This is a genomic window from Pseudomonas sp. LH1G9 (assembly GCF_002949975.1).
Taxonomy (GTDB): domain Bacteria; phylum Pseudomonadota; class Gammaproteobacteria; order Pseudomonadales; family Pseudomonadaceae; genus Aquipseudomonas; species Aquipseudomonas veronii.
The window spans coordinates 112,845-139,796 of sequence record NZ_CP026880.1; the positions used below are offsets into that span (position 1 = coordinate 112,845).

General features: G+C 59.4%; 29 protein-coding genes, 1 tRNA gene and 1 pseudogene. 25 read left to right on the forward strand and 6 right to left on the reverse strand.

Annotated features, from left to right (window positions below; genetic code table 11):
- Positions 1 to 105: 105 nt before the first annotated feature.
- From C5F70_RS00515 to C5F70_RS00525, 3 genes are read right to left on the reverse strand one after another with little or no spacing between them, the layout of a single operon-like run.
- A complete protein-coding gene (locus C5F70_RS00515; protein ID WP_017847112.1) occupies positions 106 to 684 on the reverse strand; it encodes a cob(I)yrinic acid a,c-diamide adenosyltransferase in 579 nt (192 codons plus the stop codon).
- Positions 685 to 686: 2 nt separating this feature from the next.
- Entirely contained in the window at positions 687 to 2,723 is a 2,037-nt protein-coding gene (locus C5F70_RS00520) for an ATP-binding protein (protein WP_104902564.1), read from the reverse strand.
- A gap of 46 nt (positions 2,724 to 2,769) precedes the next feature.
- Positions 2,770 to 3,687 carry a putative 2-dehydropantoate 2-reductase gene (locus tag C5F70_RS00525; RefSeq protein ID WP_017847114.1) on the reverse strand — a complete coding sequence of 306 codons (918 nt, stop codon included), beginning with the start codon at positions 3,685 to 3,687 and terminating at the stop codon, positions 2,770 to 2,772.
- A 123-nt stretch (positions 3,688 to 3,810) separates the two neighbouring features.
- Here C5F70_RS00525 and C5F70_RS00530 point away from each other — a divergent pair, with 123 nt between their 5' ends.
- On the forward strand, positions 3,811 to 4,296 hold the full coding sequence (locus C5F70_RS00530; protein ID WP_017847115.1) for a YajQ family cyclic di-GMP-binding protein: 486 nt from the start codon (positions 3,811 to 3,813) through the stop codon (positions 4,294 to 4,296).
- Between the two features lie 135 nt (positions 4,297 to 4,431).
- The gene (locus C5F70_RS00535) at positions 4,432 to 5,274 is read left to right on the forward strand and encodes a mechanosensitive ion channel family protein (RefSeq protein ID WP_017847116.1); all 843 of its coding nucleotides are present in this window, start codon (positions 4,432 to 4,434) and stop codon (positions 5,272 to 5,274) included.
- Positions 5,275 to 5,465: 191 nt separating this feature from the next.
- Here the strand turns inward: C5F70_RS00535 and C5F70_RS00540 are convergent, their stop codons facing one another.
- Entirely contained in the window at positions 5,466 to 6,764 is a 1,299-nt protein-coding gene (locus C5F70_RS00540; protein WP_017847117.1) for an OprD family porin, read from the reverse strand.
- 743 nt (positions 6,765 to 7,507) lie between these two features.
- Here C5F70_RS00540 and C5F70_RS00545 point away from each other — a divergent pair.
- Together C5F70_RS00545 and C5F70_RS00550 are read left to right on the forward strand one after the other, a co-directional pair.
- Positions 7,508 to 7,933: an HIT domain-containing protein gene (locus tag C5F70_RS00545; protein WP_104902565.1), complete on the forward strand. Its 426-nt coding sequence runs from the start codon at positions 7,508 to 7,510 to the stop codon at positions 7,931 to 7,933.
- 3 nt (positions 7,934 to 7,936) lie between these two features.
- Complete coding sequence (locus tag C5F70_RS00550; protein WP_017847119.1) at positions 7,937 to 8,143, forward strand: SlyX family protein; 207 nt, start codon at positions 7,937 to 7,939, stop codon at positions 8,141 to 8,143.
- A 66-nt stretch (positions 8,144 to 8,209) separates the two neighbouring features.
- Here the strand turns inward: C5F70_RS00550 and C5F70_RS31350 are convergent, their stop codons facing one another.
- Complete coding sequence (locus tag C5F70_RS31350) at positions 8,210 to 8,812, reverse strand: cold-shock protein (protein WP_010566142.1); 603 nt, start codon at positions 8,810 to 8,812, stop codon at positions 8,210 to 8,212.
- Between the two features lie 428 nt (positions 8,813 to 9,240).
- Between C5F70_RS31350 and C5F70_RS00560 the strand changes: the two genes are divergently transcribed.
- From C5F70_RS00560 to nadA, 21 genes and pseudogenes are all read left to right on the forward strand, one after another.
- Positions 9,241 to 9,714, forward strand: a complete 474-nt coding sequence (locus C5F70_RS00560; RefSeq protein ID WP_104902566.1) for a Dps family protein — start codon at positions 9,241 to 9,243, stop codon at positions 9,712 to 9,714.
- Between the two features lie 182 nt (positions 9,715 to 9,896).
- Positions 9,897 to 10,238, forward strand: coding sequence for a ribbon-helix-helix domain-containing protein (locus tag C5F70_RS00565; protein WP_017847121.1), 342 nt, complete (start codon positions 9,897 to 9,899; stop codon positions 10,236 to 10,238).
- A 182-nt stretch (positions 10,239 to 10,420) separates the two neighbouring features.
- The gene (locus C5F70_RS00570) at positions 10,421 to 10,642 is read left to right on the forward strand and encodes an FmdB family zinc ribbon protein (protein ID WP_026140049.1); all 222 of its coding nucleotides are present in this window, start codon (positions 10,421 to 10,423) and stop codon (positions 10,640 to 10,642) included.
- 109 nt (positions 10,643 to 10,751) lie between these two features.
- Complete coding sequence (gene aspS / locus C5F70_RS00575) at positions 10,752 to 12,527, forward strand: aspartate--tRNA ligase (RefSeq protein ID WP_017847123.1); 1,776 nt, start codon at positions 10,752 to 10,754, stop codon at positions 12,525 to 12,527.
- 135 nt (positions 12,528 to 12,662) lie between these two features.
- On the forward strand, positions 12,663 to 13,409 hold the full coding sequence (locus tag C5F70_RS00580) for a YebC/PmpR family DNA-binding transcriptional regulator (protein WP_017847124.1): 747 nt from the start codon (positions 12,663 to 12,665) through the stop codon (positions 13,407 to 13,409).
- Positions 13,410 to 13,566: 157 nt separating this feature from the next.
- Positions 13,567 to 14,091, forward strand: a complete 525-nt coding sequence (ruvC, locus tag C5F70_RS00585; protein WP_017847125.1) for a crossover junction endodeoxyribonuclease RuvC — start codon at positions 13,567 to 13,569, stop codon at positions 14,089 to 14,091.
- A 68-nt stretch (positions 14,092 to 14,159) separates the two neighbouring features.
- Positions 14,160 to 14,771, forward strand: a complete 612-nt coding sequence (gene ruvA, locus C5F70_RS00590) for a Holliday junction branch migration protein RuvA (protein ID WP_104902567.1) — start codon at positions 14,160 to 14,162, stop codon at positions 14,769 to 14,771.
- Positions 14,772 to 15,830 (forward strand): Holliday junction branch migration DNA helicase RuvB, encoded by a 1,059-nt coding sequence (gene ruvB, locus C5F70_RS00595; RefSeq protein ID WP_017847127.1) that lies wholly within the window; start codon positions 14,772 to 14,774, stop codon positions 15,828 to 15,830.
- 139 nt (positions 15,831 to 15,969) lie between these two features.
- Complete coding sequence (gene ybgC / locus C5F70_RS00600) at positions 15,970 to 16,425, forward strand: tol-pal system-associated acyl-CoA thioesterase (protein WP_104902568.1); 456 nt, start codon at positions 15,970 to 15,972, stop codon at positions 16,423 to 16,425.
- Position 16,426: 1 nt separating this feature from the next.
- Positions 16,427 to 17,122 carry a protein TolQ gene (gene tolQ, locus C5F70_RS00605; RefSeq protein WP_017847129.1) on the forward strand — a complete coding sequence of 232 codons (696 nt, stop codon included), beginning with the start codon at positions 16,427 to 16,429 and terminating at the stop codon, positions 17,120 to 17,122.
- A gap of 23 nt (positions 17,123 to 17,145) precedes the next feature.
- Positions 17,146 to 17,598 carry a protein TolR gene (tolR, locus tag C5F70_RS00610; protein WP_160384999.1) on the forward strand — a complete coding sequence of 151 codons (453 nt, stop codon included), beginning with the start codon at positions 17,146 to 17,148 and terminating at the stop codon, positions 17,596 to 17,598.
- On the forward strand, positions 17,598 to 18,671 hold the full coding sequence (gene tolA / locus C5F70_RS00615; RefSeq protein ID WP_017847130.1) for a cell envelope integrity protein TolA: 1,074 nt from the start codon (positions 17,598 to 17,600) through the stop codon (positions 18,669 to 18,671). The genes tolR and tolA overlap by 1 nt, the downstream gene beginning before the upstream one ends.
- Before the next feature lie 38 nt (positions 18,672 to 18,709).
- A complete protein-coding gene (gene tolB, locus C5F70_RS00620; RefSeq protein WP_017847131.1) occupies positions 18,710 to 19,969 on the forward strand; it encodes a Tol-Pal system beta propeller repeat protein TolB in 1,260 nt (419 codons plus the stop codon).
- Positions 19,970 to 20,021: 52 nt separating this feature from the next.
- Positions 20,022 to 20,522, forward strand: a complete 501-nt coding sequence (pal, locus tag C5F70_RS00625; RefSeq protein WP_003209827.1) for a peptidoglycan-associated lipoprotein Pal — start codon at positions 20,022 to 20,024, stop codon at positions 20,520 to 20,522.
- 6 nt (positions 20,523 to 20,528) lie between these two features.
- Positions 20,529 to 21,359, forward strand: a complete 831-nt coding sequence (gene ybgF, locus C5F70_RS00630) for a tol-pal system protein YbgF (protein WP_046382258.1) — start codon at positions 20,529 to 20,531, stop codon at positions 21,357 to 21,359.
- 164 nt (positions 21,360 to 21,523) lie between these two features.
- Positions 21,524 to 22,171, forward strand: a complete 648-nt coding sequence (gene queE / locus C5F70_RS00635; protein WP_017847133.1) for a 7-carboxy-7-deazaguanine synthase QueE — start codon at positions 21,524 to 21,526, stop codon at positions 22,169 to 22,171.
- Between the two features lie 16 nt (positions 22,172 to 22,187).
- Complete coding sequence (gene queC / locus C5F70_RS00640; protein ID WP_162231531.1) at positions 22,188 to 22,862, forward strand: 7-cyano-7-deazaguanine synthase QueC; 675 nt, start codon at positions 22,188 to 22,190, stop codon at positions 22,860 to 22,862.
- Positions 22,863 to 22,925: 63 nt separating this feature from the next.
- Positions 22,926 to 23,001 (forward strand) — tRNA-Lys (locus C5F70_RS00645).
- A 158-nt stretch (positions 23,002 to 23,159) separates the two neighbouring features.
- Positions 23,160 to 24,020 (forward strand): annotated as a pseudogene (locus C5F70_RS00650) (HlyD family type I secretion periplasmic adaptor subunit); the annotation flags it as partial.
- Positions 24,021 to 24,187: 167 nt separating this feature from the next.
- The gene (locus C5F70_RS00655; protein WP_017847136.1) at positions 24,188 to 24,862 is read left to right on the forward strand and encodes an imm11 family protein; all 675 of its coding nucleotides are present in this window, start codon (positions 24,188 to 24,190) and stop codon (positions 24,860 to 24,862) included.
- A 376-nt stretch (positions 24,863 to 25,238) separates the two neighbouring features.
- On the forward strand, positions 25,239 to 26,297 hold the full coding sequence (gene nadA / locus C5F70_RS00660) for a quinolinate synthase NadA (RefSeq protein ID WP_046490080.1): 1,059 nt from the start codon (positions 25,239 to 25,241) through the stop codon (positions 26,295 to 26,297).
- A 125-nt stretch (positions 26,298 to 26,422) separates the two neighbouring features.
- Here the strand turns inward: nadA and C5F70_RS00665 are convergent, their stop codons facing one another.
- The gene (locus C5F70_RS00665; protein WP_017847138.1) at positions 26,423 to 26,911 is read right to left on the reverse strand and encodes an RDD family protein; all 489 of its coding nucleotides are present in this window, start codon (positions 26,909 to 26,911) and stop codon (positions 26,423 to 26,425) included.
- Positions 26,912 to 26,952: the final 41 nt, after the last annotated feature.

Sequence of the window (26,952 nt, forward strand, 5' to 3'; positions counted from 1 at the left end):
GCTGGCCTCATCGCGGGCAAGCCCACTCCCACATTGGAAGGTGTTCACAAATCCAAATGTGGGAGTGGGCTTGCCCGCGATGGCGCCAGACCAGACACCTGATAATCAGTGGGGTTTGGCCGCCGCCTGCCACAAAATCTCCGCCACACCCTGGCGCTTGGCAATCACCCGCGCCGCGACAAACAGCAAATCCGACAGCCGGTTGATATACGCCAAAGCCACCCCCTCCAACGGTTCAACCGCATTCAGGTGCTGACAGCGGCGCTCGGCACTGCGTGCTGCGCTGCGGCACACGTGGGCCTGGGCGATCAGCGCTGAGCCACCGGGCAAGATGAAGTTCTCCAGCGCCCCGACCTCTTCGTTCCAGCGATCAATCGCTGCCTCCAGCCGATTCACCTCCGCCGCGTTCAGCGCTTTGTACACCGGCATCGCCAGCTCGCCGCCGAGGTCGAACAGACGATGCTGGCAAGGCGTCAGCACTTCGATCACATCCTTCAGATGCGGATGCTTGCCGCTTTGCTCTTCAAGGCCGGCCAGCAACAAGCCCAGCTGACTGTTCAACGTGTCGACTTCGCCGATGGCTTCCACCCGCGGGTGGTCCTTGGGCACGCGGCGACCGTCGCCGAGCCCGGTTTCACCCTGGTCGCCGGTACGGGTGTAAATCTTCGACAGGCGAAAGCCCATGATCAGTGCTCCAGTTGGGTAAGTTCAGCGGGGGACAATTGGCTGCCGGCCAGGGGCAGGCGCAACGTGAAGCAGGTGCCTTGGCCCAGGGTGGAATGCACTTCCATCTGCCCTTTGTGGTTATTGGTGATGATGAAGTACGACACCGACAACCCCAGCCCGGTGCCCTGGCCGATTTCCTTGGTGGTGAAGAATGGCTCGAAGGTGCGTTTGCGCACGTTCTCGCTCATGCCGATGCCGTTGTCTTCGACCTGGATCTCCGCCCAGGGCGGGTTGAGGCGGGTGCGCAGGATGATGCGCCCCGGCTCGCGGTCGTCTTCGCGCTGGTGAATGGCCTGCGCCGCGTTTTTCAGCAGGTTGAGCAGCACCTGTTCCAACTCGTTGGCGGTGCCGGGCACCGGGCCGAGCTGCGGGTCGAACTGGCGGATGATCGCCTGGCCCTTGAAGTCGAAGCCGATCGCCAGGTCAAAGTCGTTGCCGGCGATTTCCACCGCCTGGTCGATCAGCGCCGGCAAATCACACGGTGCCATCTGCCGATTGCTGCGCCGGCTGAAACTGAGCATGTGGGTGACGATTTTCGCCGCCCGCGCGCCGGCCTGCTGGATACCGTCGAGCAATTGTGGGACTTCGCGGCTTTGCAGGTAACGGTTGACCGTCTGCAGTTCGATGCCCACTTGTTCGGCGTGTTCCAGGTTTTTGGGCAGGTCGGGGGACAGCCGGCGGCGGATGTTCTGCACGTTATGCAGGATCGCCCCCAGCGGGTTGTTGATTTCATGGGCCATACCCGCAGCAAGGCCGCCGACGGAGAGCATCTTCTCCGACTGCACCATCATTTCTTCCAGGGACAGGCGCTGGGTGATGTCATCGATCCGGATCACCACACCGCGCCCGGCGCCGCCCATCAGTGGATAGAACGTCAGGGCGTAATGCTTGGATTCATCGTCCTTGACCCAGGTGACACGCTCGATGCGCTCCACCGTGTGTTGCTCGACCGTGGCCTTGATCTGCGGCAGGTAGGGTTTGAGCGGCTGGAAAGCGAGGTAGATCGGCTGGTTCAGCGCTTCATCCAGGCGCGTGCCGGAAAGTGCGGTGGCTTCCTGGTTCCACTGGGTGACATAGAGCTGTTCATCCAGGGCGATCAGCGCCGAGGGCATCGAGTCGATGATGCTGTTGAGATAGTTCTGGAAACCGGTGAGTTTTTTCTCGATCTTGCTGCGCACCTGGACTTCCAGCTCCAGTTTGCGGTTGGTATGGCGGGTTTCTTCGGCCAGGCCCTGTGCCTGGTCGTAAGCCGCCTGGGACTCATCGCGCGCGCGCTTGAGCTGCTGCTCGCGGGCCTCGATGCGCGACAGCATGGTGTTGAAGGCTTCGGCCAGGCTGCCGATCTCGTCATGGTTGCCACGGCCGGCGCGCAGGGCGTAGTTCTCTTCGCGGGTGACCTGGCGCGACAGCTCTTCCAGCTCATGGATCGGCCGGGTGATCAGGCGTTTGATCTGCCGGGCGATGACCAGCCACAGCAGCACGCTGAAAATCAGGATGCCCAGGCTCGCCGTCAGTGTGCCGGTATAGAACGCCACCGGTAGCTCACTGCTGGCCACCAGCAACAAATGCCCGGAAGGCTGGCCGGGGCGGGGCAGGGTGATGACTTGGTTACTGCGAAACTCGGTGAGGCGCCAGGCTTCGATATCCCGGTAGTTGCCCGGCAGGTGCAGGCGGTCGCCGTGTTGCATCTGCGCCAGGCGGTTGCCCTCGGCGTCGTACAACGCGGCTGCGCGCAGCGGCGAATAGCTGGTCAGCTCATTGAGCAGGGCGTCGGCCTTGACCGGAGACTCAAGGGCTTCGGCGGCAAGCGCCGGGTTGGACACCAGCCGGCCAATCGCCTGCAGTGCCTGGGGCGCCATGCTCTCCTGGGAGATCCAGTAAGCGGCGCTGATAAAAGTCAGGTTGGCCACCAGTAACACAGTGGTCAGCAGCACCAGCAGGGCGGCCAGCAGTTTCTGCCCTACCGGTAGGTTTTCAAGACGCTGGCGCAGTGGCATCAGGGGTTTCACAGGTAATAGACGAGTGGGCAGGGTAGCGCGTGCCTCAGTCGCGGGGCAATCCGCGTGCAACCAGCTGGTCGACGAGGCGCGTGTACACCTGTTGCAGATGCGGCAGCGTCAGCCGATGCCGAGCGGCGGCCTGGCAGGCGTAGCCCAGCAGGTAGCTGATTTCGGTGCGCCGCGCGCTGGCCACGTCCTGGTACATCGAAGAGTAATTGGCCGCCGTGGCCTGGATCACCCGTTCCACTTCCGTCTGCAGGTCTTGCGCCGCTGCCGGCTGGCCGCAGCATTGCAGTAGCTCGGTGAGTTCGGCGCACAAGGTTGCGACTTCACACTGATGGGCTTGCAGGCCGCCATTGCGGCATTGGTACAGCACGGTCAGCGGGTTGATGGCGCAATTGAGTGCGAGCTTGCGCCACAGGCGCGTAAGAATGTCGCTGCTCCATTCGTGAGGGATGCCGGCGGCGCGCAAGTCGTCCAGCCACACCGGGGCCGTGGGGTGACTGGCGTCCCCCAGCCAGGTGTAGCCGTGGCCGGCAAACACCACGCGCCAATCGCCGTCGCGAAACGCGCCTTCGGTGCTGGAGGCAAAAATGCAGCGGGCCTGGGGATATTGCGCGGCGACGGCGTCCTGGCTGCCCAGGCCGTTCTGCAGCAGGATCAATTCGACGCCGGGCGCGAGACGCGATTGCAGATGTGCGACGGCGCTTTGGGCGTCGTAGGCTTTGCACGCCACCAGTAGGCGATGGATCGGCTCGGGGCTATCAGGGGTTTCGGCGAGTACCGGGTAAGTGTGCGCTACGCCGTGCTCCACCAGGGTCAGCCCGTCGGCCGCCTGGTAGCTGGCCAGGCGTGCCGCATCGCGCAGGATCAGCTTCACCGGCAGGCCGGCGCGGGCCAGGCGGGTGGCCCACAGCGTGCCGAGGCTGCCGGCGCCGAGAATATGCCAGGTGGTCGACATCAGTTTGTGCTCCGTAGGGTCGCTCACAGCGAATGGGGCGAAAGAACCGCTATAATGCCCCGGCATTTTAGCTTGGGCGCGCTCCATCTCTACTGAGCCCGCCCCTTATATTGGAGAAATGACATGCCTTCGTTCGACGTGGTATCCGAACTGGACAAACACGAAGTCACCAACGCCGTCGAGAACGCCGTCAAGGAACTGGACCGTCGCTATGACTTGAAAGGCAAGGGCAGTTTCGAATTCAAGGAAAAGGAACTGACCGTCAACCTGACCGCTGAAGCCGATTTCCAGCTGGAAGCGATGATCGAGATCCTCAAGCTCGCCCTGGTCAAGCGCAAGATCGACGTGCAGTGCCTTGAAGTCAAGGATGCCTACGCGTCCGGCAAGCTGATGAAGCAGGAAGCCGTCCTCAAGGAAGGCATCGACAAGGAACTGGCGAAGAAGATCGTGGCGCATATCAAGGACGCCAAGCTGAAAGTCCAGGCCGCCATCCAGGGTGAGCAGGTACGCGTCACCGGCAAGAAACGTGACGACCTGCAAGAGGCCATCGCTGCCCTGCGCGCCAAGACCTTCGAGATGCCGCTGCAGTTCAATAACTTCCGCGACTGATGGCACTTTGGGGAACCTGCGGCCGTTTTTGACGTCCCACGCCCCAGAACCTGCGCCTGCCATTGAGCCCTTCGGGGCTCAATTGCGTTAGTGGGCACAAAAAACGCCGTACATCCGGCAAACAGGAGAATGTAGATGGATTTGAACGCTGAAGTGGATCACCTGATCAAGACCTCCCAGTCGTGGATCCCGATGATCATGGAATACGGCAGCCGGGTATTGCTCGCCGTGATTACCCTGGCCATCGGCTGGTGGCTGATCAACCGCCTGACCCACAGAGTGGGGCGTTTGCTGGCCATCCGTAACGCGGACCTGGCGCTGCAGCACTTCATCACCAGCCTGGCGAACATCGTGCTGAAGGTCATGCTGATCGTCAGCGTGGCCTCGATGATCGGCGTGGAAACCACCTCGTTCGTCGCCGCCATCGGTGCCGCGACCCTGGCCATCGGCCTGGCCTTGCAGGGCAGCCTGGCCAACTTCGCCGGCGGCGTGCTGATTCTGTTGTTCCGCCCGTTCCGCATCGGCGACTGGATCGAAGCCCAAGGTACGTCCGGTACCGTCGACAGCATCCAGATCTTCCACACCGTGCTGCGCACCGGCGACAACAAGACCGTGATCGTGCCGAACGGCATCCTCTCCAACGGCATCATCACCAACACCAACCGTCAGCCTACCCGCAAGGTGGTGTTTGATGTGGGGGTGGACTACGAGGCCGACCTGCAGAAAGCCCGCGAAGTGTTGCTGGAACTGGCAAAAGACCCGCGTGTATTGGCTGACCCGGCGGCAGTGGCCGTGGTTTCGACCTTGGGCGACAGTTCGATCACAGTGTCTTTGCGGTGCTGGACCAAGACGGCGGATTATTGGGACGTGATGTTCATGTTCAATGAACTGGCACGTGATCGCTTGAAAGCGGCGGGGATCGATATTCCATTTCCGCAGCGGGTTATTCGGGTGATGCAGGAAACAGCGGCGAAGTAATGGGAAACACTGGCACTCAACTTGGCTGAAAGGTCAGGTTTAGTGCGGGCGCGTCAATCTCGTTAGTTAGCTTGCTAGTTATTTTGCTGATGAAATAATACTGCAATAAAAAAGCCGCTCCCTTGCATGCAGGGGAGCGGCTTTTAATTTAAGGCCGAAGCCTTAAGTCATCGTTGTAATCAAACAGCTAATTACAAGATGTTCAACGGATAATTCGCGATCAGACGCAGTTCGTCGATCGACGGCGAACCGTAGTACACGCCGTCAGCCGAGCGATAAGTCGCTTGGCGTACACGCAGGCTCAGGTCTTTCGCTGGGCCGCTCTGGATCACGTACTTGGCTTCGATGTCGCGTTCCCACTCTTTACCGTTCGACGTGGTGGCGGTTTTCGCGCCGCTACCGGTTACGTAACGAGTCATGAAGCTCAGGCCAGGAATGCCGAAGGGTGCCATGTTGATGTCGTAACGTGCCTGGTAGGACTTCTCACCTTCGGCGTTGAAGTCGGAACGGGCAATGGAGTTAGCCAGGAAAACCGTGCCGCCTCCGTCTACGCCGTAGCCGTAGTCGCCGTCGCCGGTAACCTTCTGGGCTGCCAGGGTGAAGGTGTGAGCGCCGATGGTGTACGCACCCTGCAAGCTGAATGCACGGTTATCAAGCTTGATGGTTTTGTCGTAGTAAGCGCGTTGCTTGCCTTCACCGTCACTTTTCGTGTCGTAGATATTGAAGTCCAGTGCGAAGGATTGATCCTCGCTCAGCGCATGGGTCCAGTTCAGGTTGCTGTAGTACTTGCGGAAGTAATCTTCGGTTTTCGCGTAGTACAGGCTGCCGGTGAACTCTGGGGTGAAGGAGTAGACGCCGCCGACAAAGTCGGTCTTCGTCAGGCCCAGGCTGTCATGGTAGGTCTGGTTCTGCGCGACGCTGGAGGTGAAGTGACCGCCTTCCAGTTTCAGGCCCTTGATCTCGTTACTGGTGAGCGAGATACCTTGTGGCAGCTCTGGCAGCAAACGGCTGTCGTCAGAGGCGAACACAGGAGCGGTAGTGTACTGGTCGCCGATTTTCAGAACGGTATTGGAGAGGCGGAACTTAACCGCCGCGCCGCCTTTAGAGTAATCGTCTTGCGAGCGACCATCAGAACCACTTGGGAACAAACCGGTACCGGCGCGACCCTTGCCGCTGTCGAGCTTAACGCCCATCAGGCCGATCACGTCAACACCGACACCGATGGTGCCTTGGGTGAAGCCTGATTCGTACAGGGCATTGAAGCCCAGACCGGTTTCTTCGGCGCGGCTCTTGTTCTTGCCGTTGACCTTATCGTAGCCACCGAGTGGCTCGTTGCGGAAGTCGCGGCTGAAATACAGCGCACGGGTATTGATACTGAAAGTGCTGTCTTCAACGAAGCCCTTGGCATCGTCTTGGGCAGACGCCATTGCGAACTGCGAGGTGCCTGCTGAAACAGCCAGGGCGATCATGCTCCACTTCATCACGCGCATCGTGATTTGCTCCTTTGGTTTTAGGAAGAGTACTGCCGTCCCACCTGTATTTTTATCTGGGCGGCTCTTTCTTTTTTTGTGTCCGCGTAAAGTTATATCACGCTGACTCTAATGACGATACTTACCCATCTTTCCTTTCAGCTTCTTTACGAGGCTGTCGTGAATTGCTAGGTCCATGTCGCAAATTCACAGTCCGAATGTTACCGAACTGACAACTTCAATGCTGTTTTCAAACCCTTTTCTAAGTTTGAATGCATCCTTGATACACATTGACTCGCTAGTGTTCTTATCGCGAAACACCCGCTTCCCGATGGGTGCCGTTGCCGACGATGTGGGTGTGAATGCAACAAGCGCGCCCAAACCGGTAACTGAATGTCATTTTTTCGTGAAAAGCCTCACTGCAGTGTAAAAACCGCATAAACACGGGCCTCTCAAGCCGTTCAGTTTGTCCTTGACGGCCATGCATTCCGTTGATTCGGTGGTGCATGAATCCTGTATCAGCGCGAAACGTTACCGGTTCACCCTCATGGGTGGGTACTTGGCGGATCTCTTTGAAGCACAAGTGGGTCATTTTGGTGCACTCCGATGAGTCCCGATTCAGCGTAGCTCAATTATTCGCCTGCCTCGAAAAGGGGCAGGTTTTTTATCGGGATGCGCGTTGGCGTCTGTATTCGAAGTGAAGCCGCCGGCGTTCGAAGGTATGCTGGGCGCCAGAATCTGACCTGCCGAACGGAGTGCCCGCGGTGTTCGCCTTAGATCAACGCCTGCAACAAGACACACTGACCATCGGGGACTTCCCGTTGTGCCGCCTGCTGCTGTCCAATGACTCGAATTACCCTTGGTTCATTCTGGTACCGCGCATAAACGGTATCAGCGAAGTTTTTCAATTGTCTGTCATAGATCAACAAAAACTGTGGAATGAAACGACAACCCTTGCGCAATTGCTGAGTGAAGGTTTCGGCGCCGACAAGATGAATATCGGCGCGCTGGGGAACGTTGTCAGCCAGTTGCATGTGCATGTGATCGTGCGCAAGCGCGATGACATGGCCTGGCCTGCGCCGGTCTGGGGCAAGCATCCGGCCCGGCCGTATACTGAAGAACAGGTGGCAGCGATCCGTGCGCGGTTGCGCAAGCTGTTACCTGCCGACTTCATCTTTAGCCAGGACTGAACCATGGATCTGCAAGACCGCGTGACCGACCTGGAAAGCCGCCTGGCCTTTCAGGACGACACCATCGAAACCCTCAACGACATCCTGGTCACCCAGCAGCGGGCGGTCGAACGCCTGCAGCTGCAGATGACCGCGCTGCTCAAGCGCCAGGAAGAAATGGGCGGCCAGTTCGAGTCGTCCGAAGAAGAAGCGCCGCCGCCTCACTATTAATAGCCGCGCAATAAAAAACCGCGATCCAGCTTGTGCCGGATCGCGGTTTTTTTGCCTGGCTTGGAATCAGCGACGCGGCAACGCGGCGATCACATCTTCGGCTTGCAGGCCTTTGTCGCGGTTCATGACGGAGAATTCCACACGCTGGCCTTCGACCAGGACGCGATGGCCTTCGCCACGGATGGCCCGGAAGTGGACGAAGATATCGTCGCCCGAATCGCGGGAAATAAAGCCGAAGCCCTTGGACGTGTTGAACCACTTGACGGTCCCGGTATCCCGATTGGTCATGTCGTAGTTTTGCGACGCGGCCGCAGGGGACGAACGGTAGAAGCTGATGGCCAGGTGAAGAACGATGGCGACCAGCGCAATCACCAGGCTGAGCAGGATGGCCGGGTGGCCGCCGACTTCAGGCATGGGTGCCAGGAGGGTGAGGGTTTGTACGACAACAGTCAGCACCAGCAGCGCGCTGACCAGGTTTTGCAGTTGATGACGCGTGCCTTTGTTCCAGTAAGGGATCACTGGCGCCAGCGTCAGGTTAAGAAGGCCGAACAAGGCCAGGTACAGAGCGTCATGTTGTTGCAGGTAGGGCAGGCTTTCAGGCTGCAGGCTCGGGATAAAGGACAGCAGCAAAGCTGCAACGCCCGTTAGCAGGTGGACGATTTTCAACATTTTGATTAACTCACGTTAAGACGGATCACAAGGAAGAGCTGACTGGCACGGTTCGCTTCTGAACAATGGGAGGCGTTGGGCACGTGCGCGGGTATCAGCCTATGCGCTGGCCGAAGAAAATAACGGCAGCGACACGCTGCCTATTTAACAGCAAAGGCTGTGCCTACTCAAATCAAGCATTTCCGGGCGTTGCAAGGGACGCGGGCATTTCTGCGTCAAACGCTTGTCCTAGACAGTTGCAGGCGTTTTGCCTGCTGTCGGGGAAACTTTCTGTCGCACCTAAAGCCTTCACCGTCGCGGGCCAGCGAGGCCGCGCAGGGCGATTTGCCGCACGTCGCCTCGGTGCGTCGGGCTGCACACATTGGGTACTCTTGCTAGAGTGATCCGGCACCTGATCAATGAATGCTGTTCAATTGAAGGGGATAAACATGGCAATCGATATCGGTATCAGTGAAGAAGATCGCAAATCCATCGTCGACGGGCTTTCGCGTCTGCTTTCCGATACCTATGTACTGTACCTGAAGACCCACAATTTCCACTGGAACGTCACGGGCCCCATGTTCCGCACGCTGCACTTGATGTTCGAAGAGCAGTACAACGAGCTGGCGCTGGCGGTGGACCTGATTGCCGAGCGTATTCGTGCCCTGGGCTTCCCGGCGCCGGGCGCCTATTCGATCTATGCGCGTCTTTCTTCGATCAAGGAAGAAGAGGGCGTGCCCAGCGCTGAAGAGATGATCAAGCAGTTGGTGGCGGGCCAGGAGGCGGTTACGCGTACCGCGCGCGGTATTTTTCCGCTGCTCGATAAGGTCAGCGACGAACCGACGGCCGACCTGTTGACCCAGCGTATGCAAGTTCACGAAAAAACTGCGTGGATGCTGCGTTCCCTACTCGAAAGCAAGTAAACACCGACCTCGGGCGGCGCTGTCCTGGCGCCGCCCGCTTGTTTCTCCGTGCTTCCTGGCGTTGTCCTACGACTATCAACTCCCCGTCTTCTGGCTGCCCCCCGTCGTCCTGCTGTTTGATAGGCCCACTGTCCAATGGGAGAAACCCATGGACTGCTGTTTGGCAATGGAGTGTCAGGTGTATGTCACGTGGAGTGGGTAGTAGAGTGATGGAGACCTGTGGTTTTCATAAGATAAACGTCGACCCCTTTGTCAAAGGGTTCGATATGGGGCTGGCGCGGCCGTTGTCCCGATCGGTAAGGCTCAATGGGTTTTCCACTTGCCTGCGGCTGGAACAGATCTACTGGAATATCCTCACGGAAATAGCCAGGCTCAATGCCTGTTCAGTCAGTGCGCTGTTGTCTTATGTCGATCGGGAAGTGCATTTGCGCTATGGCGGCGTGAAGAACTTCAGCGGGCTGGTCAGGGTGGTCTGCGTGGTTCACGTATTGAAAGGCCGCGCTTGCCTGTCCAATCCCGAGTAATCCGGGGGTTCCGGGGCTGGCCCGGCGTTCAGGCGGGCCGGGCCTCGGGCAGAAAGCCGGCTGCGCTGCCTCGATTTACCAGATATAATCCCGCGCTTTGCCGCTGCAGGCGCTTTCTGCGCAGTGGCCTCTATCCGGAGGCCGGCGCGGCACAGTAACGATCTGATCGCCGAGACATCTCCATGCCCATGTACGACTATCAATGCGCTTCCTGTGGTCATCAGTTGGAAGCCATCCAGAAGATCAGCGACGCGCCGCTGGTCGATTGCCCAGCTTGCAAGGCGCCTGAGCTTAAAAAGATGTTGTCCATGCCGGGCTTCCGCCTGAGCGGCAGCGGCTGGTACGAGACCGACTTCAAGACCGGCTCGAAGAAGAATCTGGCGGGCGGCGACAAAGCAGACTGAGTTGAACTCTACGCGCAGGCTCCTGCATTATCCGTCCCCTGACTTATGTACGGTGACTGAGGCCAAGCCTGCCACCGAATTTCGAATTACGAGAAGTGAAACCACTACCATGATGCGCAGCCATTATTGCGGCCAACTGAACGAGACCCTGGAAGGTCAGGAAATCACCCTTTGCGGATGGGTTCACCGTCGCCGCGACCACGGCGGGGTGATCTTCCTCGATATCCGTGATCGTGATGGTCTGGCCCAGGTGGTGTTCGACCCGGACCGCGCCGAGAGCTTCGCCGCCGCCGACCGCGTGCGCAGCGAATACGTAGTGAAGATCACCGGCAAGGTGCGCCTGCGTCCGGCCGGTGCGGTGAACCCGAACATGGCGTCCGGCGCGATCGAAGTGCTGGGCTACGAGCTGGAAGTGCTGAACGAGTCGGAAACCCCGCCGTTCCCACTGAACGAATATTCCGATGTTGGCGAAGAAACCCGCCTGCGTTATCGCTTCCTGGACCTGCGTCGCCCGGAAATGGCCGAGAAGCTGCGTCTGCGCTCGCGCATGACCACCAGCATCCGTCGCTTCCTCGATGAAAACGGCTTCCTCGACGTTGAAACGCCGATCCTCACCCGTGCCACCCCGGAAGGCGCGCGTGACTATCTGGTGCCGAGCCGTACCCACGCCGGCAGTTTCTTCGCCCTGCCGCAATCGCCGCAGCTGTTCAAGCAACTGCTGATGGTGGCCGGCTTCGACCGTTACTACCAGATCGCCAAGTGCTTCCGTGACGAAGACCTGCGCGCCGATCGCCAGCCTGAATTCACCCAGATCGACATCGAGACCAGCTTCCTCGATGAAAAAGAGATCATGGGCATCACCGAACAAATGATCCGCAACCTGTTCAAGGAAGTGCTGGACCTGGAATTCGGCGAATTCCCGCACATGACCTTCGAAGAAGCCATGCGCCGCTACGGTTCCGACAAGCCGGACCTGCGTATCCCGCTGGAACTGGTGGACGTGGCCGACCAACTCAAGGACGTCGACTTCAAGGTGTTCAGCGGCCCGGCCAACGACCCGAAATGCCGCATCGCCGCCCTGCGCGTGCCTGGCGGCGCGAGCATGCCGCGCAAGCAGATCGACGACTACACCAAGTTCGTCGGCATCTACGGTGCCAAGGGCCTGGCGTACATCAAGGTCAACGAGCGTGCCAAGGGCGTTGACGGTCTGCAGTCGCCGATCGTGAAAAACATCCCGGAAGCCAACCTCAATGTGATCCTCGATCGCGTGGGCGCAGTCGACGGTGACATCGTGTTCTTCGGCGCCGACAAGGCCAAGATCGTCAGCGAAGCCCTGGGCGCGCTGCGGATCAAGCTGGGCCACGACCTGAACCTGCTGACCTGCAAGTGGGCACCGATGTGGGTCGTCGACTTCCCGATGTTCGAAGAGAACGACGACGGCAGCTTCAGCGCCTTGCACCACCCGTTCACCGCGCCGAAGTGCTCGCCGGAAGAGCTCGAAGCCAACCCGGCGGGCGCTCTGTCCCGGGCCTACGACATGGTCTTGAACGGCACTGAGCTGGGTGGCGGTTCGATCCGTATCCACCGCAAGGAAATGCAGCAAGCGGTATTCCGTCTGCTGGGCATCAACGAAGCCGAACAGGAAGAGAAATTCGGCTTCCTGCTCGACGCCCTGAAGTACGGCGCACCGCCCCACGGTGGCCTGGCCTTTGGCCTGGACCGTCTGGTGATGCTGATGACCGGCGCCCAGTCGATCCGTGAAGTGATCGCCTTCCCGAAAACCCAGAGCGCTGCGGACGTCATGACCCAGGCGCCGGGTGTCGTGGATGCCAAGGCACTGCGCGAGCTGCATATCCGCCTGCGCGAGGCGCCAAAGGCTGAGTAAGGCCGCTGCGTGAAAGCGCGATAAGGTTTTACGCAGTCAAAAAGGCGCATCTTCGGATGCGCCTTTGCGTTACAAGGGTTGTATCCCGCCTGGGGCGGGGTTGATAAGGTTTCTAGAGAATTTCGGAGTTGTGTTATGGCTGGCCATTCCAAGTGGGCGAACATCAAGCACCGCAAAGAGCGTCAGGATGCCAAGAAAGGCAAGATCTTCACCAAGTGGATTCGCGAACTGACCGTTGCCGCCCGCCAGGGCGGCGGTGACCCAGGCTCCAACCCGCGTCTGCGCCTGGCGCTGGACAAGGCCCTCGGCGCCAACATGAGTCGCGACATCATCGACCGCGCCGTGGCCCGTGGCGCCGGTGCGGCCGATACCGACGACATGGTCGAGCTGACCTACGAAGGCTACGGCCCGGGCGGCGTGGCGGTGATGGTCGAGTGCATGACCGATAACCGCAACCGTACTGCCGCGGCGGTGCGTCATGCGTTCAGCAAGTGCGGTGGCAACCTCGGCACGGACGGCTCGGTGGCCTACCTGTTCGAGCGCAAGGGCCAGATTTCCTTCGCGCCGGGCGTGGATGAAGACGCGTTGATGGAAGCCGCGATGGAAGCGGATGCCGACGACGTGGTGACCAATGAAGACGGCTCCATTGATGTGTTCACCTCGTTCGCCGGGTTCTATGCGGTGCGTAACGCGCTGGAAACCGCTGGTTTCAAAGGCACCGACGCAGAAATCGTGATGCTGCCGACCACCAGCGCCGAACTGGACCTGGACGGCGCGCAGAAAGTGCTGAAGATGCTGGATATGCTCGAGGACCTGGATGACGTGCAGAACGTCTACTCGAATGCTGACATTCCAGAGTCGGTCGCCGAGCAGCTAGGCTGACGGACGATGTGGATCTAAATGTGAGAGGGGGCTTGCTCCCGATTACGGTGTGTCAGTCATTTATGAATCGACTGAACCACCGTAATCGGGAGCAAGCCCCCTCCCACATTGGATTTTACCTGTATCAAAAATTGTGTTTACCCGACCTGCAGGCGTTATGACTTTAATTCTAGGTATCGACCCCGGTTCGCGCATCACCGGTTTTGGTGTGGTGCAACACACCCCGCGCGGCTGCGTGTATGTCGCCTCGGGCTGCATCCGCACCGGCGCGGGCGAGTTGGCCGAACGCCTGCAGATCGTCTATCGCGGCGTGCGTGAAGTGATCCAGACCTACAAGCCGGTGACCATGGGGATCGAAAAGGTGTTCATGGCCAAAAACGCCGACTCGGCCCTCAAACTCGGCCAGGCCCGTGGCGCCGCCATCGTGGCCGGTGCCGAGGAGGCCATGGAAATCGCCGAGTACACCGCCACCCAGGTCAAGCAGGCCGTGGTCGGCACCGGCGCGGCCAATAAAGAGCAGGTGCAGATGATGGTCATGCACATGCTCAAACTCACCTCCAAGCCGCAGATCGACGCCTCCGACGCCCTGGCCATCGCCATTTGCCACGCGCATACCCGTTCCAGCCTGCTGCCTCACGGCCTGGGGGCGGCACGTAGTCGTGGCGGGCGGCTGCGTCTCTGATAGCATCGGCGCAATCGTTATTTGCGGTCAGGCCTCGATCTGACCCCCAAGCTTTAAGGATCTGAACCGTGATTGGACGCTTGCGCGGCACCCTGGCTGAGAAACAGCCGCCGCACCTGATTCTGGATGTCAACGGGCTGGGGTATGAGCTGGAAGTGCCCATGACCACCCTGTATCGCCTTCCGTCGGTTGGCGAGCCATTGACCCTGCATACTCACCTTGTGGTGCGCGAAGATGCGCAACTGCTCTATGGCTTCATTGGCAAGCGTGACCGTGACTTCTTCCGCGAATTGATTCGCCTCAACGGTGTGGGGCCGAAACTGGCCCTGGCGCTGATGTCGAGCCTGGAAGTGGATGAACTGGTACGCGCGGTGTCGGCCCAGGACACCTCGGCGCTGACCAAGGTGCCGGGGGTCGGCAAGAAAACCGCCGAACGCCTGCTGGTGGAGCTCAAGGACCGTTTCAAAGCCTGGGAAGTCGTGCCGAGCATGTTCGCCCTGGTGCCGAACCAGCCGAACCAGCCGACGGCCCAGGTGGCCAGTGCCGAAAGCGATGCGGTCAGCGCGCTGATTTCCCTGGGCTACAAGCCGCAGGAAGCCAGCAAAGCGGTGTCGGCCATCAAGGACAAGAACCTGAGCAGCGAAGACATGATCCGCCGAGCCCTGAAGGGAATGATTTAAGTGATTGAAGCTGATCGTCTGATCGCGGCCACCGGCCCCCGTGACCGTGAAGAAGTCCAGGACCGCGCCATCCGCCCCCTGAGCCTGGCCGACTACATCGGCCAGCCCACCGTGCGCGAGCAGATGGAGTTGTTCATCCAGGCTGCGCGTGGGCGCAGTGAATCCCTGGACCACACCTTGATCTTCGGCCCGCCGGGGCTGGGTAAAACCACCCTGGCCAACATCATCGCCCAGGAAATGGGGGTGTCGATCAAGTCCACCTCCGGCCCGGTGCTGGAGCGTCCGGGCGACCTCGCGGCGCTGCTGACCAACCTCGAACCGCACGACGTGTTGTTCATCGACGAAATCCACCGCCTGTCGCCCATCGTCGAGGAAGTGCTGTACCCGGCGATGGAAGACTTCCAGCTCGACATCATGATCGGTGAAGGCCCCGCGGCCCGCTCGATCAAGCTCGACCTGCCGCCGTTCACCCTGGTGGGCGCGACCACGCGCGCGGGCATGCTGACCAACCCGTTGCGAGACCGTTTTGGCATCGTCCAACGTCTAGAGTTCTATAGCACCGCAGACCTGGCGACCATCGTCAGCCGTTCGGCCGGCATTCTCGGCTTGCCCCTGGACCCCGAAGGCGCGTTTGAAATCGCCCGGCGGGCGCGGGGCACGCCACGGATCGCCAACCGCTTGCTGCGACGCGTGCGCGATTTTGCCGAAGTGCGAGCCAAGGGCCATATCACCAAGGCCGTGGCCGACCTGGCGTTGAACCTGCTGGACGTGGATGAACACGGCTTCGATCACCAGGACCGGCGGCTACTGTTGACCATGATCGAGAAATTCGACGGTGGCCCGGTGGGCGTGGACAGCCTGGCAGCAGCCATCAGTGAAGAGCGCCATACCATTGAGGACGTGCTGGAGCCGTACCTGATCCAGCAGGGCTACATCATGCGTACACCAAGGGGCCGGGTGGTTACCCGCCATGCCTATTTGCACTTTGGGCTAAACATTCCGTCACGATTGGGCGAGATGCCCGTGCTAGACGAATTCCTCGATGCAGTGGACGATTAAAAAGGTCACTCGGGTCGATTTATTCAAGGTTTGTGCTGTCCTAGTGGCTGGCGTCGTCATTCAGTCGTTAGAAATGTTTCATAGAATGAAAAAACAGTTGCCCAGCCGGATTGGCAACCTGAGGAGTAAGCACTAGAGTATGCGCGCGCAAAACGGGGATCAGTCGTTCGCACATCGCTGTCGCGTTTATTACGAGGACACCGATGCTGGCGGCATCGTGTATTACGTCAATTACCTCAAGTTCATGGAGCGGGCTCGAACCGAGCGGCTACGGGAGCTGGGCTTTGCCCAATCCCAGCTGGCAGGGGAGGACCTGTTGTTTGTCGTGCATTCCAGCGAGGCGCGTTATTACGCGCCGGCGCGATTGGACGATGAGCTGCTGGTCAGCGCTGAAGTAATCGAATTGAACCGTGTCAGCCTGCGCTTTAAACAGCAGGTCAGGCGGGCTGCGGATGCAACGCTGCTCTGTGAGGGGCAGTTCCTGGTGGCGTGTGTGCGCACCAATAGTTTGAAACCTCGGGCCATTCCCGAAACTCTACGTGCGGCCTTTGCCGCCGTGAGCGGCGCGGGTAAACAATCAAAGCAGGAGATTTAGCGTGGAACCTACCGTCGTCGACCATTCCTCCATGTGGAGCCTGGTCAGTAATGCCAGTGTTGTGGTTCAACTGGTGATGCTGATCCTGTTAGCCGCATCGGTTACATCCTGGGTCATGATTTTTCAGCGCAGCAACCTGCTGCGTGCCGGTCGACGTGCCCTGGAGAGCTTCGAAGAGCGCTTCTGGTCGGGTATCGACCTGTCCAAACTGTATCGCCAGGCCGGTAGCAACCCTGACCCGGATTCGGGCGTCGAGCAGATCTTCCGTGCTGGCTTCAAGGAGTTCTCGCGCCTGCGCCAGCAGCCGGGCGTCGATCCGGAAGCGGTCATGGAAGGCGTGGCCCGTGCCATGCGCGTGGCCATCTCCCGCGAAGAAGAGAAGCTGGAGCAGAGCCTGCCGTTCCTCGCCACCGTGGGTTCCGTCAGCCCGTACATCGGCCTGTTCGGTACCGTGTGGGGGATCATGAACTCCTTCCGCGGCCTGGCCCAGGCCCAGCAAGCGACCCTGGCCACCGTGGCCCCGGGTATCGCCGAAGCCCTGGTCGCCACCGCGATCGGCCTGTTCGCTGCGATCCCGGCGGTTATCGCCTACAACCGCTTCGCCGCGCGCGGTGAGACCCTGATCAGCCGTTACTACACCTTCGCCGACGAATTCCAGGCGATCCTGCACCGTAAAGTGCACACCAGCGAAGAATAAGCAGGTACTCCCCGATGGCTTTAATCACTCGAGCACGAACCAAGCGCAAGCCGGTCGCCGAGATGAACGTAGTGCCTTACATCGACGTGATGCTGGTGCTGCTGGTGATCTTCATGGTGACCGCGCCGATGCTCAACCAGGGTGTGAAGGTTGATCTGCCCAAGGTTTCCAGCGAAGCCTTGCCCCAGGACAACAACACCCAGGTGCTGACGATTTCGATCAAGGCTGACAAGACCTACTACTGGAACCTTGGCAGCGAAGTCGATACGCAGAAACAACAGGACAAGGCCCTGACCTTGCCGGCGATGACCGATGCGGTGACCAAGATCATTCGCTCCGGCAACGAAGGCGGCAAGCACACCCAGGTGTTCATCCGCGGCGACAAGTCGGTCGACTACGGTTCCGTCATGGGCGCCATGGGCGGGCTGCAGAAGGCCGGCGTCGGTAACGTTGGCTTGATTACCGAGGCGCCCTGATGCACCAACAGCGAGAGCCGTCCGCCTCGGAAAGCTACTTCTGGCCTAGCGTCTGGGCAATTGCCCTGCACGTCCTGGTGTTTGGCATGCTGTTCGTCAGCTTTGCCATGACCCCGGACCTGCCGCCAGCCAAGCCGATCGTGCAGGCGACCCTGTATCAGCTGAAATCGAAAAGTCAGGCCACGACCCAGACCAATCAGAAGATTGCGGGTGAGGCCCAGAAGTCGGCTGCGCGCCAGACTGAAGTCGAGCAGATGGAACAGAAGAAGGTCGAGCAGGAAGCAGTGAAGGCTGCTGCGGAACAAAAGAAAGAAGAGGCGGCTCAAAAGGCCGAGGAATCGAAAAAGGCTGACGAAGCGAAGAAGGCCGACGAGGCGAAAAAGGCTGATGAAGCCAAGAAAGCCGAGAAAGCTGCCGAAGCTAAAAAAGCCGAAGAGAAACAATTGGCTGATATAGCCAAGAAGAAATCTGAAGAAGAAGCCAAGAAAGCTGCCGAAGAAGAGGCCAAGAAAAAGGCCGCTGAAGACGCCAAGAAAAAGATAGTCGAAGACGCGAAGAAGAAAGCCGCCGAAGACGCCAAGAAAAAAGCTGAAGCAGACGAGGCGAAAAAGAAAATCGCCGACGACGCGAAGAAGAAAGCTGCCGCCGATGCCACCAAGAAAAAGGCCCAGGAAGCAGCGCGTAAATCCGCCGAAGAGAAAAAGGCCCAGGCCTTGGCAGATTTGCTCTCCGACACGCCGCAGCGTCAGCAAGCCTTGGCCGATGAACGTGGCGATGAAGTCGCGGGCAGTTTCGACGACCTGATTCGGGCGCGGGCAGCCGAAGGCTGGACACGTCCACCTTCGGCACGTAAAGGCATGACAGTAGTGCTGCAGATCGGCATGTTGCCGGACGGTACGGTGACTTCGGTCAGCGTGGCCAAGTCCAGTGGTGACGGTTCGTTCGACAGTTCGGCGGTCGCGGCGGTCAAGAATATTGGCCGGTTGACCGAGATGCAGGGAATGAAACCAAGTGACTTCGCTCCCTATCGTTCATTCAAGATGACATTCACACCTGAGGATTTAGCCTTGTGAGAAACCTTCTTCGAGGATTGCTTGTCGTTATTTGCTGTATGGCAGGCATAGCGGCGGCGGATGAAAAGAACATCCTGGTCACCAGCGGTAGCGATCGGGCCACCCCGATCGCCGTTGTACCGTTCGGCTGGCAGGGTGGCAGCGTGTTGCCGGACGACATGGCCCAGATCGTCAGCGACGACCTGCGCAACTCCGGTTACTACGCGCCGATTCCCAAAGGCAACATGATCAGCCAGCCGACCCAGGCCAGCGAAGTCATCTTCCGCGACTGGAAAGCCGTGGGCGCCCAGTACCTGATGGTCGGCAGCATCGTGCCGGCCGGCGGTCGCCTGCAGATCCAGTACGCTTTGTTCAACGTGGCGACCGAGCAGCAGGTCTTGACCGGCAGCGTATCGGGCACCGCCGAGCAACTGCGGGACATGGCCCACTACATCTCGGACCAGTCGTTTGAAAAGCTCACCGGTATCAAGGGGGCTTTCTCGACACGTCTGCTGTATGTAACGGCCGAGCGTTTCTCCGTAGACAACACGCGCTACACGCTGCAGCGTTCCGACTATGACGGCGCGCGCGCTGTGACCTTGCTGCAATCGCGTGAGCCAATCCTGTCGCCGCGCTTTGCGCCGGACGGCAAGCGCATTGCCTACGTGTCCTTCGAGCAGAAGCGTCCGCGCATCTTCGTCCAGCATATCGACACTGGCCGTCGTGAGCAGATCACCAACTTCGAAGGCCTCAACGGTGCGCCAGCCTGGTCGCCGGATGGTTCGCGCCTGGCTTTCGTGCTGTCCAAGGACGGCAACCCGGATATCTACGTGATGAACATGGCTTCGCGCCAGATCAGCCGCGTGACCAGCGGTCCTGGTATCAACACCGAACCGTTCTGGGGTAAAGATGGTTCGACCATCTATTTCACCTCCGACCGTGGCGGCAAGCCTCAAATTTATAAAACGAGCGTGGGTGGCGGTGGCGCGGAACGCGTGACCTTTATTGGTAACTACAACGCCAACCCTAAGCTTTCGGCTGATGAAAAGACGTTGGTGATGATTCACCGTCAGGATGGTTTCACTAATTTCCGGGTTGCGGCCCAGGATTTGCAGCGCGGAACCGTAAAAATCCTTACAGATACCAACCTAGATGAGTCAGCCACTGTTGCGCCCAACGGCACCATGGTAATCTACGCCACCCGCCAGCAGGGCCGGGGAGTCTTGATGCTCGTGTCCATTAATGGACGCGTAAGGCTCCCGCTTCCTACCGCACAAGGCGAAGTCAGAGAACCATCCTGGTCCCCTTACCTGAACTGACGCGGCGCTACATGATTTGCTTAACACACTGGGGTTCATTAGGAGTTTCACGATGGAAATGCTGAAGTTTGGTAAGTTTGCTGCTCTGGCTCTGGCTCTGTCCGTAGCCGTTGGTTGCTCGTCTAAAGGCGGCGACAATGCCGGTGAAGGCGCAGCTGTTGATCCAAACGCTGGTTATGGCGCCAACACTGGTGCAGTTGACGGCTCCCTGAGCGAAGAAGCTGCTCTGCGCGCAATCACCACTTTCTACTTCGAATACGACAGTTCGGACCTGAAACCAGAAGCCATGCGCGCTCTGGACGTTCACGCGAAGGACCTGAAAGCTAACGGCGCTCGCGTTGTTCTGGAAGGTAACACCGACGAACGTGGTACTCGCGAGTACAACATGGCACTGGGCGAGCGTCGTGCGAAAGCCGTTCAGCGCTATCTGGTACTGCAAGGTGTTGCTCCAGGCCAACTGGAACTGGTTTCCTACGGTAAAGAGCGTCCAGTTGCTACTGGCCACGACGAGCAGTCCTGGGCTCAAAACCGTCGCGTCGAACTGCGTAAGTAATTCGTCATGCGAACGTGCCGTCGTGCTCTAACTGTATTGGCTCTCAGCCTCGCGCCGCTTGCGGTGTGGGCTGCGGTTCCTGTGGAAGATAGCAACTCAGGCTATAACAATAGCGGGAGCAGTTATCCGCCAGCAGGTTATGGCACGAACGGCGCCTATGCTGGGGGGGCGGCTACGTCCGCGCCCTCGGCACAGGGCGAACTGTTCAACCAGTTGCAACGCATGCAGGATCAATTGTCGCAGCAACAAGGCGCCATTGAAGTTCTGCAGAATCAAGTGAACCAGCTGAAGCAAGAAGGCCTGGAGCGATACCAGGATCTTGATCGACGCATAGGAGCCGGCGTTACACCTGCCGCTACTCCTGATAATTCTTCTGCCGGTGGCGCGCCAAGTGCCGCTGCCGGTGGTGCAGCAGCAGGGGCCGCCGCCGCCGCCCCTGCCGCCAGCAGCGAACCGGGTGATCCGGCGAAGGAAAAACTGTATTACGATGCAGCCTTCGACCTGATCAAGGCCAAGGATTTCGACAAGGCCAGCAAGGCCTTCACCGCATTCCTCGGTCGTTACCCAAACAGTCAGTACGCGGGCAACGCCCAGTACTGGCTGGGTGAGGTAAACCTGGCAAAGGGTGATCTGCAGGGGGCGGGCCAGGCATTTGCCAAGGTCAGCCAGCTGTACCCCAAGCACGCCAAGGTGCCGGATTCGCTGTACAAACTCGCTGACGTAGAACGCCGCCTGGGTCACACCGACAAGGTCAAAGGTATTCTGCAGCAGGTCGTTGCCCAGTATCCGGGGACTTCCGCTGCCCAGTTGGCTCAACGGGACCTGCAGCGCTTGTAAGCGATGCTGTCCGTTTAGAAGAAACCCGCGCCTGGCGCGGGTTTTTTCGTTAGAATCCACGCCCTTTTATGAAACACGCTTCCTGGGGTTTACGCGTTGGCGGAATTCCTTGAAGTGCCTGACGGAGGCGGACAGCCTGTTTAGCTGTTACGCCCGTGGCGACTATGCAAGACACATTACGCATCACCGAAGTTTTTTACTCGTTACAGGGTGAAACGCGAACGGCCGGCCTGCCCACAGTATTTGTGCGCCTGACCGGTTGCCCCCTGCGTTGCCAGTACTGTGACAGCGCCTACGCCTTCAGTGGCGGCACCGTGCGAACCCTTGAAGACATCCTTGAACAGGTTGCCGGTTACCGGCCGCGCTACGTCTGCGTGACCGGCGGTGAGCCGTTGGCGCAACCCAACGCCATCCCTTTGCTCAAGCAGCTGTGTGACGCCGGTTACGAGGTGTCCCTGGAAACCAGCGGCGCCCTGGATATTTCCGCGGTGGACCCGCGTGTAAGCCGAGTGGTCGATCTCAAGACCCCCGGTTCCAAAGAGGCACATCGCAACCTCTACGAGAACCTGGACCTGCTGACGGCCAACGACCAGGTCAAGTTCGTGATCTGTTCCCGCGACGATTACGACTGGGCGAGCTCCAAGCTGATCCAGTATGGCCTGGACCGCCGCGCGGGCGAGGTGCTGTTCTCTCCAAGCCATCACGACCTGAACGCACGCGACCTGGCCGACTGGGTGGTGGCTGATAACCTACCGGTCCGTCTGCAACTGCAACTGCATAAATACCTTTGGAACGACGAGCCAGGACGCTGAAATGACTGAACAACCGATTGATCAAAAACGTGCGGTAATCCTGTTGTCCGGCGGCCTCGACTCCGCCACAGTGGTGGCCATGGCGCAGGCTGAAGGCTACACCTGCTACACCATGAGCTTCGACTACGGCCAGCGCCATCGCGCCGAGCTGAACGCCGCTGCCCGCGTCGCCCGCGACATGGGTGTGGCCGAGCACAAGGTCATTGGCCTGAATCTCAACGGCATTGGCGGCTCGGCGCTCACCGACAGCAGCATCGACGTGCCGGAAGCCCCCAGCGAAGGCATCCCGATCACCTACGTCCCGGCGCGCAACACCGTGTTCCTGTCCCTGGCCCTTGGCTGGGCGGAAGTGCTGAATGCCCGCGATATCTTTATCGGCGTCAACGCAGTGGATTATTCCGGCTACCCGGATTGCCGCCCAGAGTTCATCGAGTCGTTCGAACGCATGGCCAACCTGGCGACCAAGGCCGGGGTAGAGGGGCAGGGCTTCCGTATCCTGGCGCCGCTGCAAAACCTCAGCAAGGCCGATATCGTGAAGGCTGGCGTAGGGCTTGGCGTCGATTATTCGCTGACTGTTTCCTGCTATCAGGCAGACGATGACGGCCGTGCTTGTGGGAAATGCGACAGCTGCCGACTGCGTGCAGAAGGCTTCAAAATGGCCGGAATTACGGACCCAACGCGTTATTTTTGATTTATTTAAAATAAGGTGTTGAATAATCCTTAGAAATCAGTATTATACGCGCCACAACACAGCGGGTCGTTAGCTCAGTTGGTAGAGCAGTTGGCTTTTAACCAATTGGTCGTAGGTTCGAATCCCACACGACCCACCATTTTTGGCGGTTTAGAAAATCCGGAAGGCCCACGCAAGTGAGGATTTCCGGGTTTTTTTTTGCCTAAAATTAAGTGGGTCTGCGGGTCTGGAAGGCGTTGCAGAGCAAATCCAATCTGTCAGACATGCAGCCTGTTGGCGCTGATTGAAAACTGACCCACCGACACCGCCGTGGTGCGCGCGATCAATGTGCGCGATGGTCAGGCCGTGCAGGCTGGCGAAGTCCTCCTGACACTCGATGCCACCACCCGCGATGCCGAGGTGCAGCGCCTGGACGGTGACCGTCTGGCCGCGCGCCTGGATCTTGCCCGCGCGAGCAGCATGTTGCTGGCGATCCAGGGAAATTGCGAACCTGCCCCTGTCGAGCAGTGGCTGGCCGATGTTGGCGCCGGACAACAGGCTGCCGCCCGGCACTGGGTCGCCGGGCAGTACCAGGAGTACCGCACCGGTCTGGACGCCCTGGAAGCCGAGATCCGCCAGCGCGATGCCGAGATCCAGGCCGCCAAAGGGCAGATCGACAGCCTCGACCAGGAACTGACCAAGGCCCGCTACGAGCAATCCCTCACCGAACTGCGCGCTCCCGTGGCCGGTACCGTGCAGCAACTGGCGGTGCACACCCTTGGCGGTGTGGTCACCCCGGCCCAGCCGCTGCTGACCCTGGTACCCAGCGACCAGCATGTGGAGGTCGAGGCTCTGCTGGAAAACAAGGATGTCGGCTTCGTGCACGCCGGCCAGCCGGTTTCGGTGAAGGTCGAGACGTTCAACTTCACCAAGTACGGAAGAGTGGCCGGGGAGGTGGTCTCGGTGTCGCAGGATGCCATCAAGGATGAGAAGCGCGGCCAGGTGTACAACGCCAAAGTGCGCCTGGCGCGCAGCCAGCTGCTGATCGATGGACGCAGCGTGGCGCTGGCACCGGGGATGGCGGTGACGGTGGAGATCAAGACGGATCAGCGTCGGGTGATCGACTATTTCCTGAGTCCGTTGGAGCAGCATCTGCAGGAGAGCCTGGGGGAGCGCTAGGTTTTCCCCAGGAAAGCCGGAGCCTGCGCGAGCAGCACACTCCCGAGGTTTTGCAATAATGGTGTGACATGTATGCGGCTTACTGTGCTTTTCCAGCAAGAGCAAAGAGAGGTGCTGCACTGCTGTGTCAATGACTCTTCTTGTGTGGTTTGGAAAAGAGGATCCTGATGGCTTATTACTTTGGTGTTGATCTGAGAATAAATGTCTTTGTAAAGGAAAGCGTGAACCTGAGCGGTCAGACATTACCGTGGAGTGTTATTGCTCGGGCAGAGACCTTCAGCGATGAAGAAAAGTCCATGCTGCCGGACATGATCAGGGTCGAGGCATATGGCAGGGGCGAACCAATTCGCCTGCCCCTAGTGCTGAAGCGCTCGCTGATAGCAGGGTGCTTGTTCTTTTCCGAGGACATCAAGGCCCTGCTTGATGAGCTGGAACCAGGTGTACACGAGTTCCGACCTGTAGAAGTGCGTGTGTTTCCGCAGCCAGCGCCTGAACTGGACGTTGTGCTGGCGACTTATTACCTGTGGGTCTCGCCTCCCGAGTTGCAAGCTGTCATTCCAGAATCGAGCGCCTATCAGGCAGGCATTGGGCTCCAGGCACGCGAGGATTGCTCGGGTTTGCTGTCCTCCAATCCAGATTCGCCCTGTGTCCTGCGTGCTTCGGCAATAAGAGGCCGACACTGCTGGAGAGAAATATACCGGATGCCTATAACAGGCGCTGATGGTGAGAAAAAGGTAAGCCGAACTTTCAGCTTCTTTTGCTCGGCAGAGTTTTATTCACGCGTCAAATTCAGTCGGTTGGAAGGTTTTGATTTCATCAAGAAGTGTGAAATCAGGCAGTGAGTTTTTCTTGGTGAATTATGCGCATGAGTGATGGCAGGAATAAGCTCAAGGAGGCGACATGAATGATATGGATGTTTATTCAACCATTGGCGAAGATGCATGACTCAGTCCTGTTGCAGGATGATCCGGATGTGCTGATGCGCTGAGGGTCAACGCGCGAAGCCCCAGTGATGCGCCTTCGCGTTTTTTTGCCTGACAGATGCGTCGCGCCATGCCAGATTAGGCTTTTGAATCCATTCGATATTCTGTAGCCTTGCGCAGCTTCACCTTAACCCGTGCTTGATGACATCATCACTTCGTCCGGCGGCGCCTGAAGGGCTCCAGAGCCGGTGGTACACTCGACTTTCGCGCAACGGCGCCTGCAGGTCTTGCGAACATGACGCAAATTTCCGAACGCCTTCTGGTTCAAGCCCACCTCGACGCCAAGCAGCCCAAGGCCCTCAGTGCCGAGGAAGAGGCTAGCCTGCGTACCGCCATCGCCGCCGAGCTCAAAGCTCAGGACGCGGTGCTGGTCGCCCACTTCTATTGCGACCCGGTGATTCAGGCCCTGGCCGAAGAAACCGGCGGCTGTGTCTCCGACTCCCTTGAAATGGCACGCTTCGGCGCTGCTCACCCGGCCAAGACCGTACTGGTCGCCGGTGTGCGTTTCATGGGCGAGACTGCCAAAATCCTCACCCCCGAAAAACGCATCCTGATGCCGACCCTGGAAGCCACGTGCTCCCTCGACCTGGGCTGTCCGGTGGAGGAGTTTTCCGCGTTCTGCGATCAATACCCCGAGCGCACGGTGGTGGTGTATGCCAACACCTCGGCGGCGGTCAAGGCGCGGGCGGACTGGGTGGTGACTTCCAGTTGCGCGCTGGAAATCGTCGAAAGCCTGATGGACAACGGCGAGACCATTATCTGGGGGCCGGACAAGCACCTGGGTACTTACATTCAGCGCCAGACCGGTGCCGACATGCTGCTGTGGGACGGTGCGTGCATCGTCCACGAAGAGTTCAAGTCCAAGCAGCTGGAAGACATGAAGGCGCTGTACCCGGACGCGGCGATCCTGGTCCACCCGGAATCCCCGACCTCGGTGATCGAACTGGCGGATGCAGTGGGTTCCACCAGCCAACTGATTGCCGCCGCTCAGCGTTTACCGAACAAAACGTTCATTGTCGCCACCGACCGCGGCATTTTCTACAAGATGCAGCAGCTGTGCCCGGACAAGGTCTTCGTCGAAGCGCCTACCGCCGGCAACGGCGCGGCGTGCCGCAGTTGCGCGCACTGCCCGTGGATGGCGATGAATACGCTGGAGCGCACACTGCAGTGCCTGCGTGAGGGCAGCAACGAGATCTTCGTCGAGCCTTCGGTGATCCCGCAGGCGGTGCGCCCGCTCAAGCGCATGTTGGACTTCACCCAGGCCGCGCGCCTGAAGCTGGCCGGCAACGCCTGACCCGGTCGAACATGTGGGAGGGGGCTTGCCCCCGATAGCGTAGTGTCAGTCACCAGATACATCGACTGATTTACCGCTATCGGGGGCAAGCCCCCTCCCACATTTTGATCCGCACCAGCAGGGCGTTATTTTTTCCGCTTCGGAACCTGCACCAACTGCGTGTCAGAATAAATGTCGTGCCAGCTGCGTTTCTGCTTGTCGAACAGTGACCAGATAAAGCCCAGCCCCACGCACAACCACGATGCAATCGACACCACGAAGCGCAACAGCGCCTGCCACAGGCTGATCCGCGAGCCGTCGGCGTTCTGTACGCGCACGCCCCACACCTGCATGCCCAGGGTCTGCCCGGAATGGGTCCAGAACTTGGCGAAGAAGCCAAACAGCACGAAGAACAGAATCGTCGACAGCAGCGGGTCGCCGTCCAGCGCGCCGGATTCGGTGAGGGTACGCATTTTGGCTTCGCCCACGAACGCGATCCACACCAGCTTGTAGAGAAAGGCCGTGACAATCAGTAGCGCCGTGCAGAGGAGGAAGTCATAGAACATCGCTGCCAGACGACGGCCCAGGCCAACGGCGGGGAAGTCGCCTTGGGGGCTCAGCAGGGGTTTGGACATGGCCGGCTCTCTGAAGAAAAAAAGCATTTTACGGCGCAATG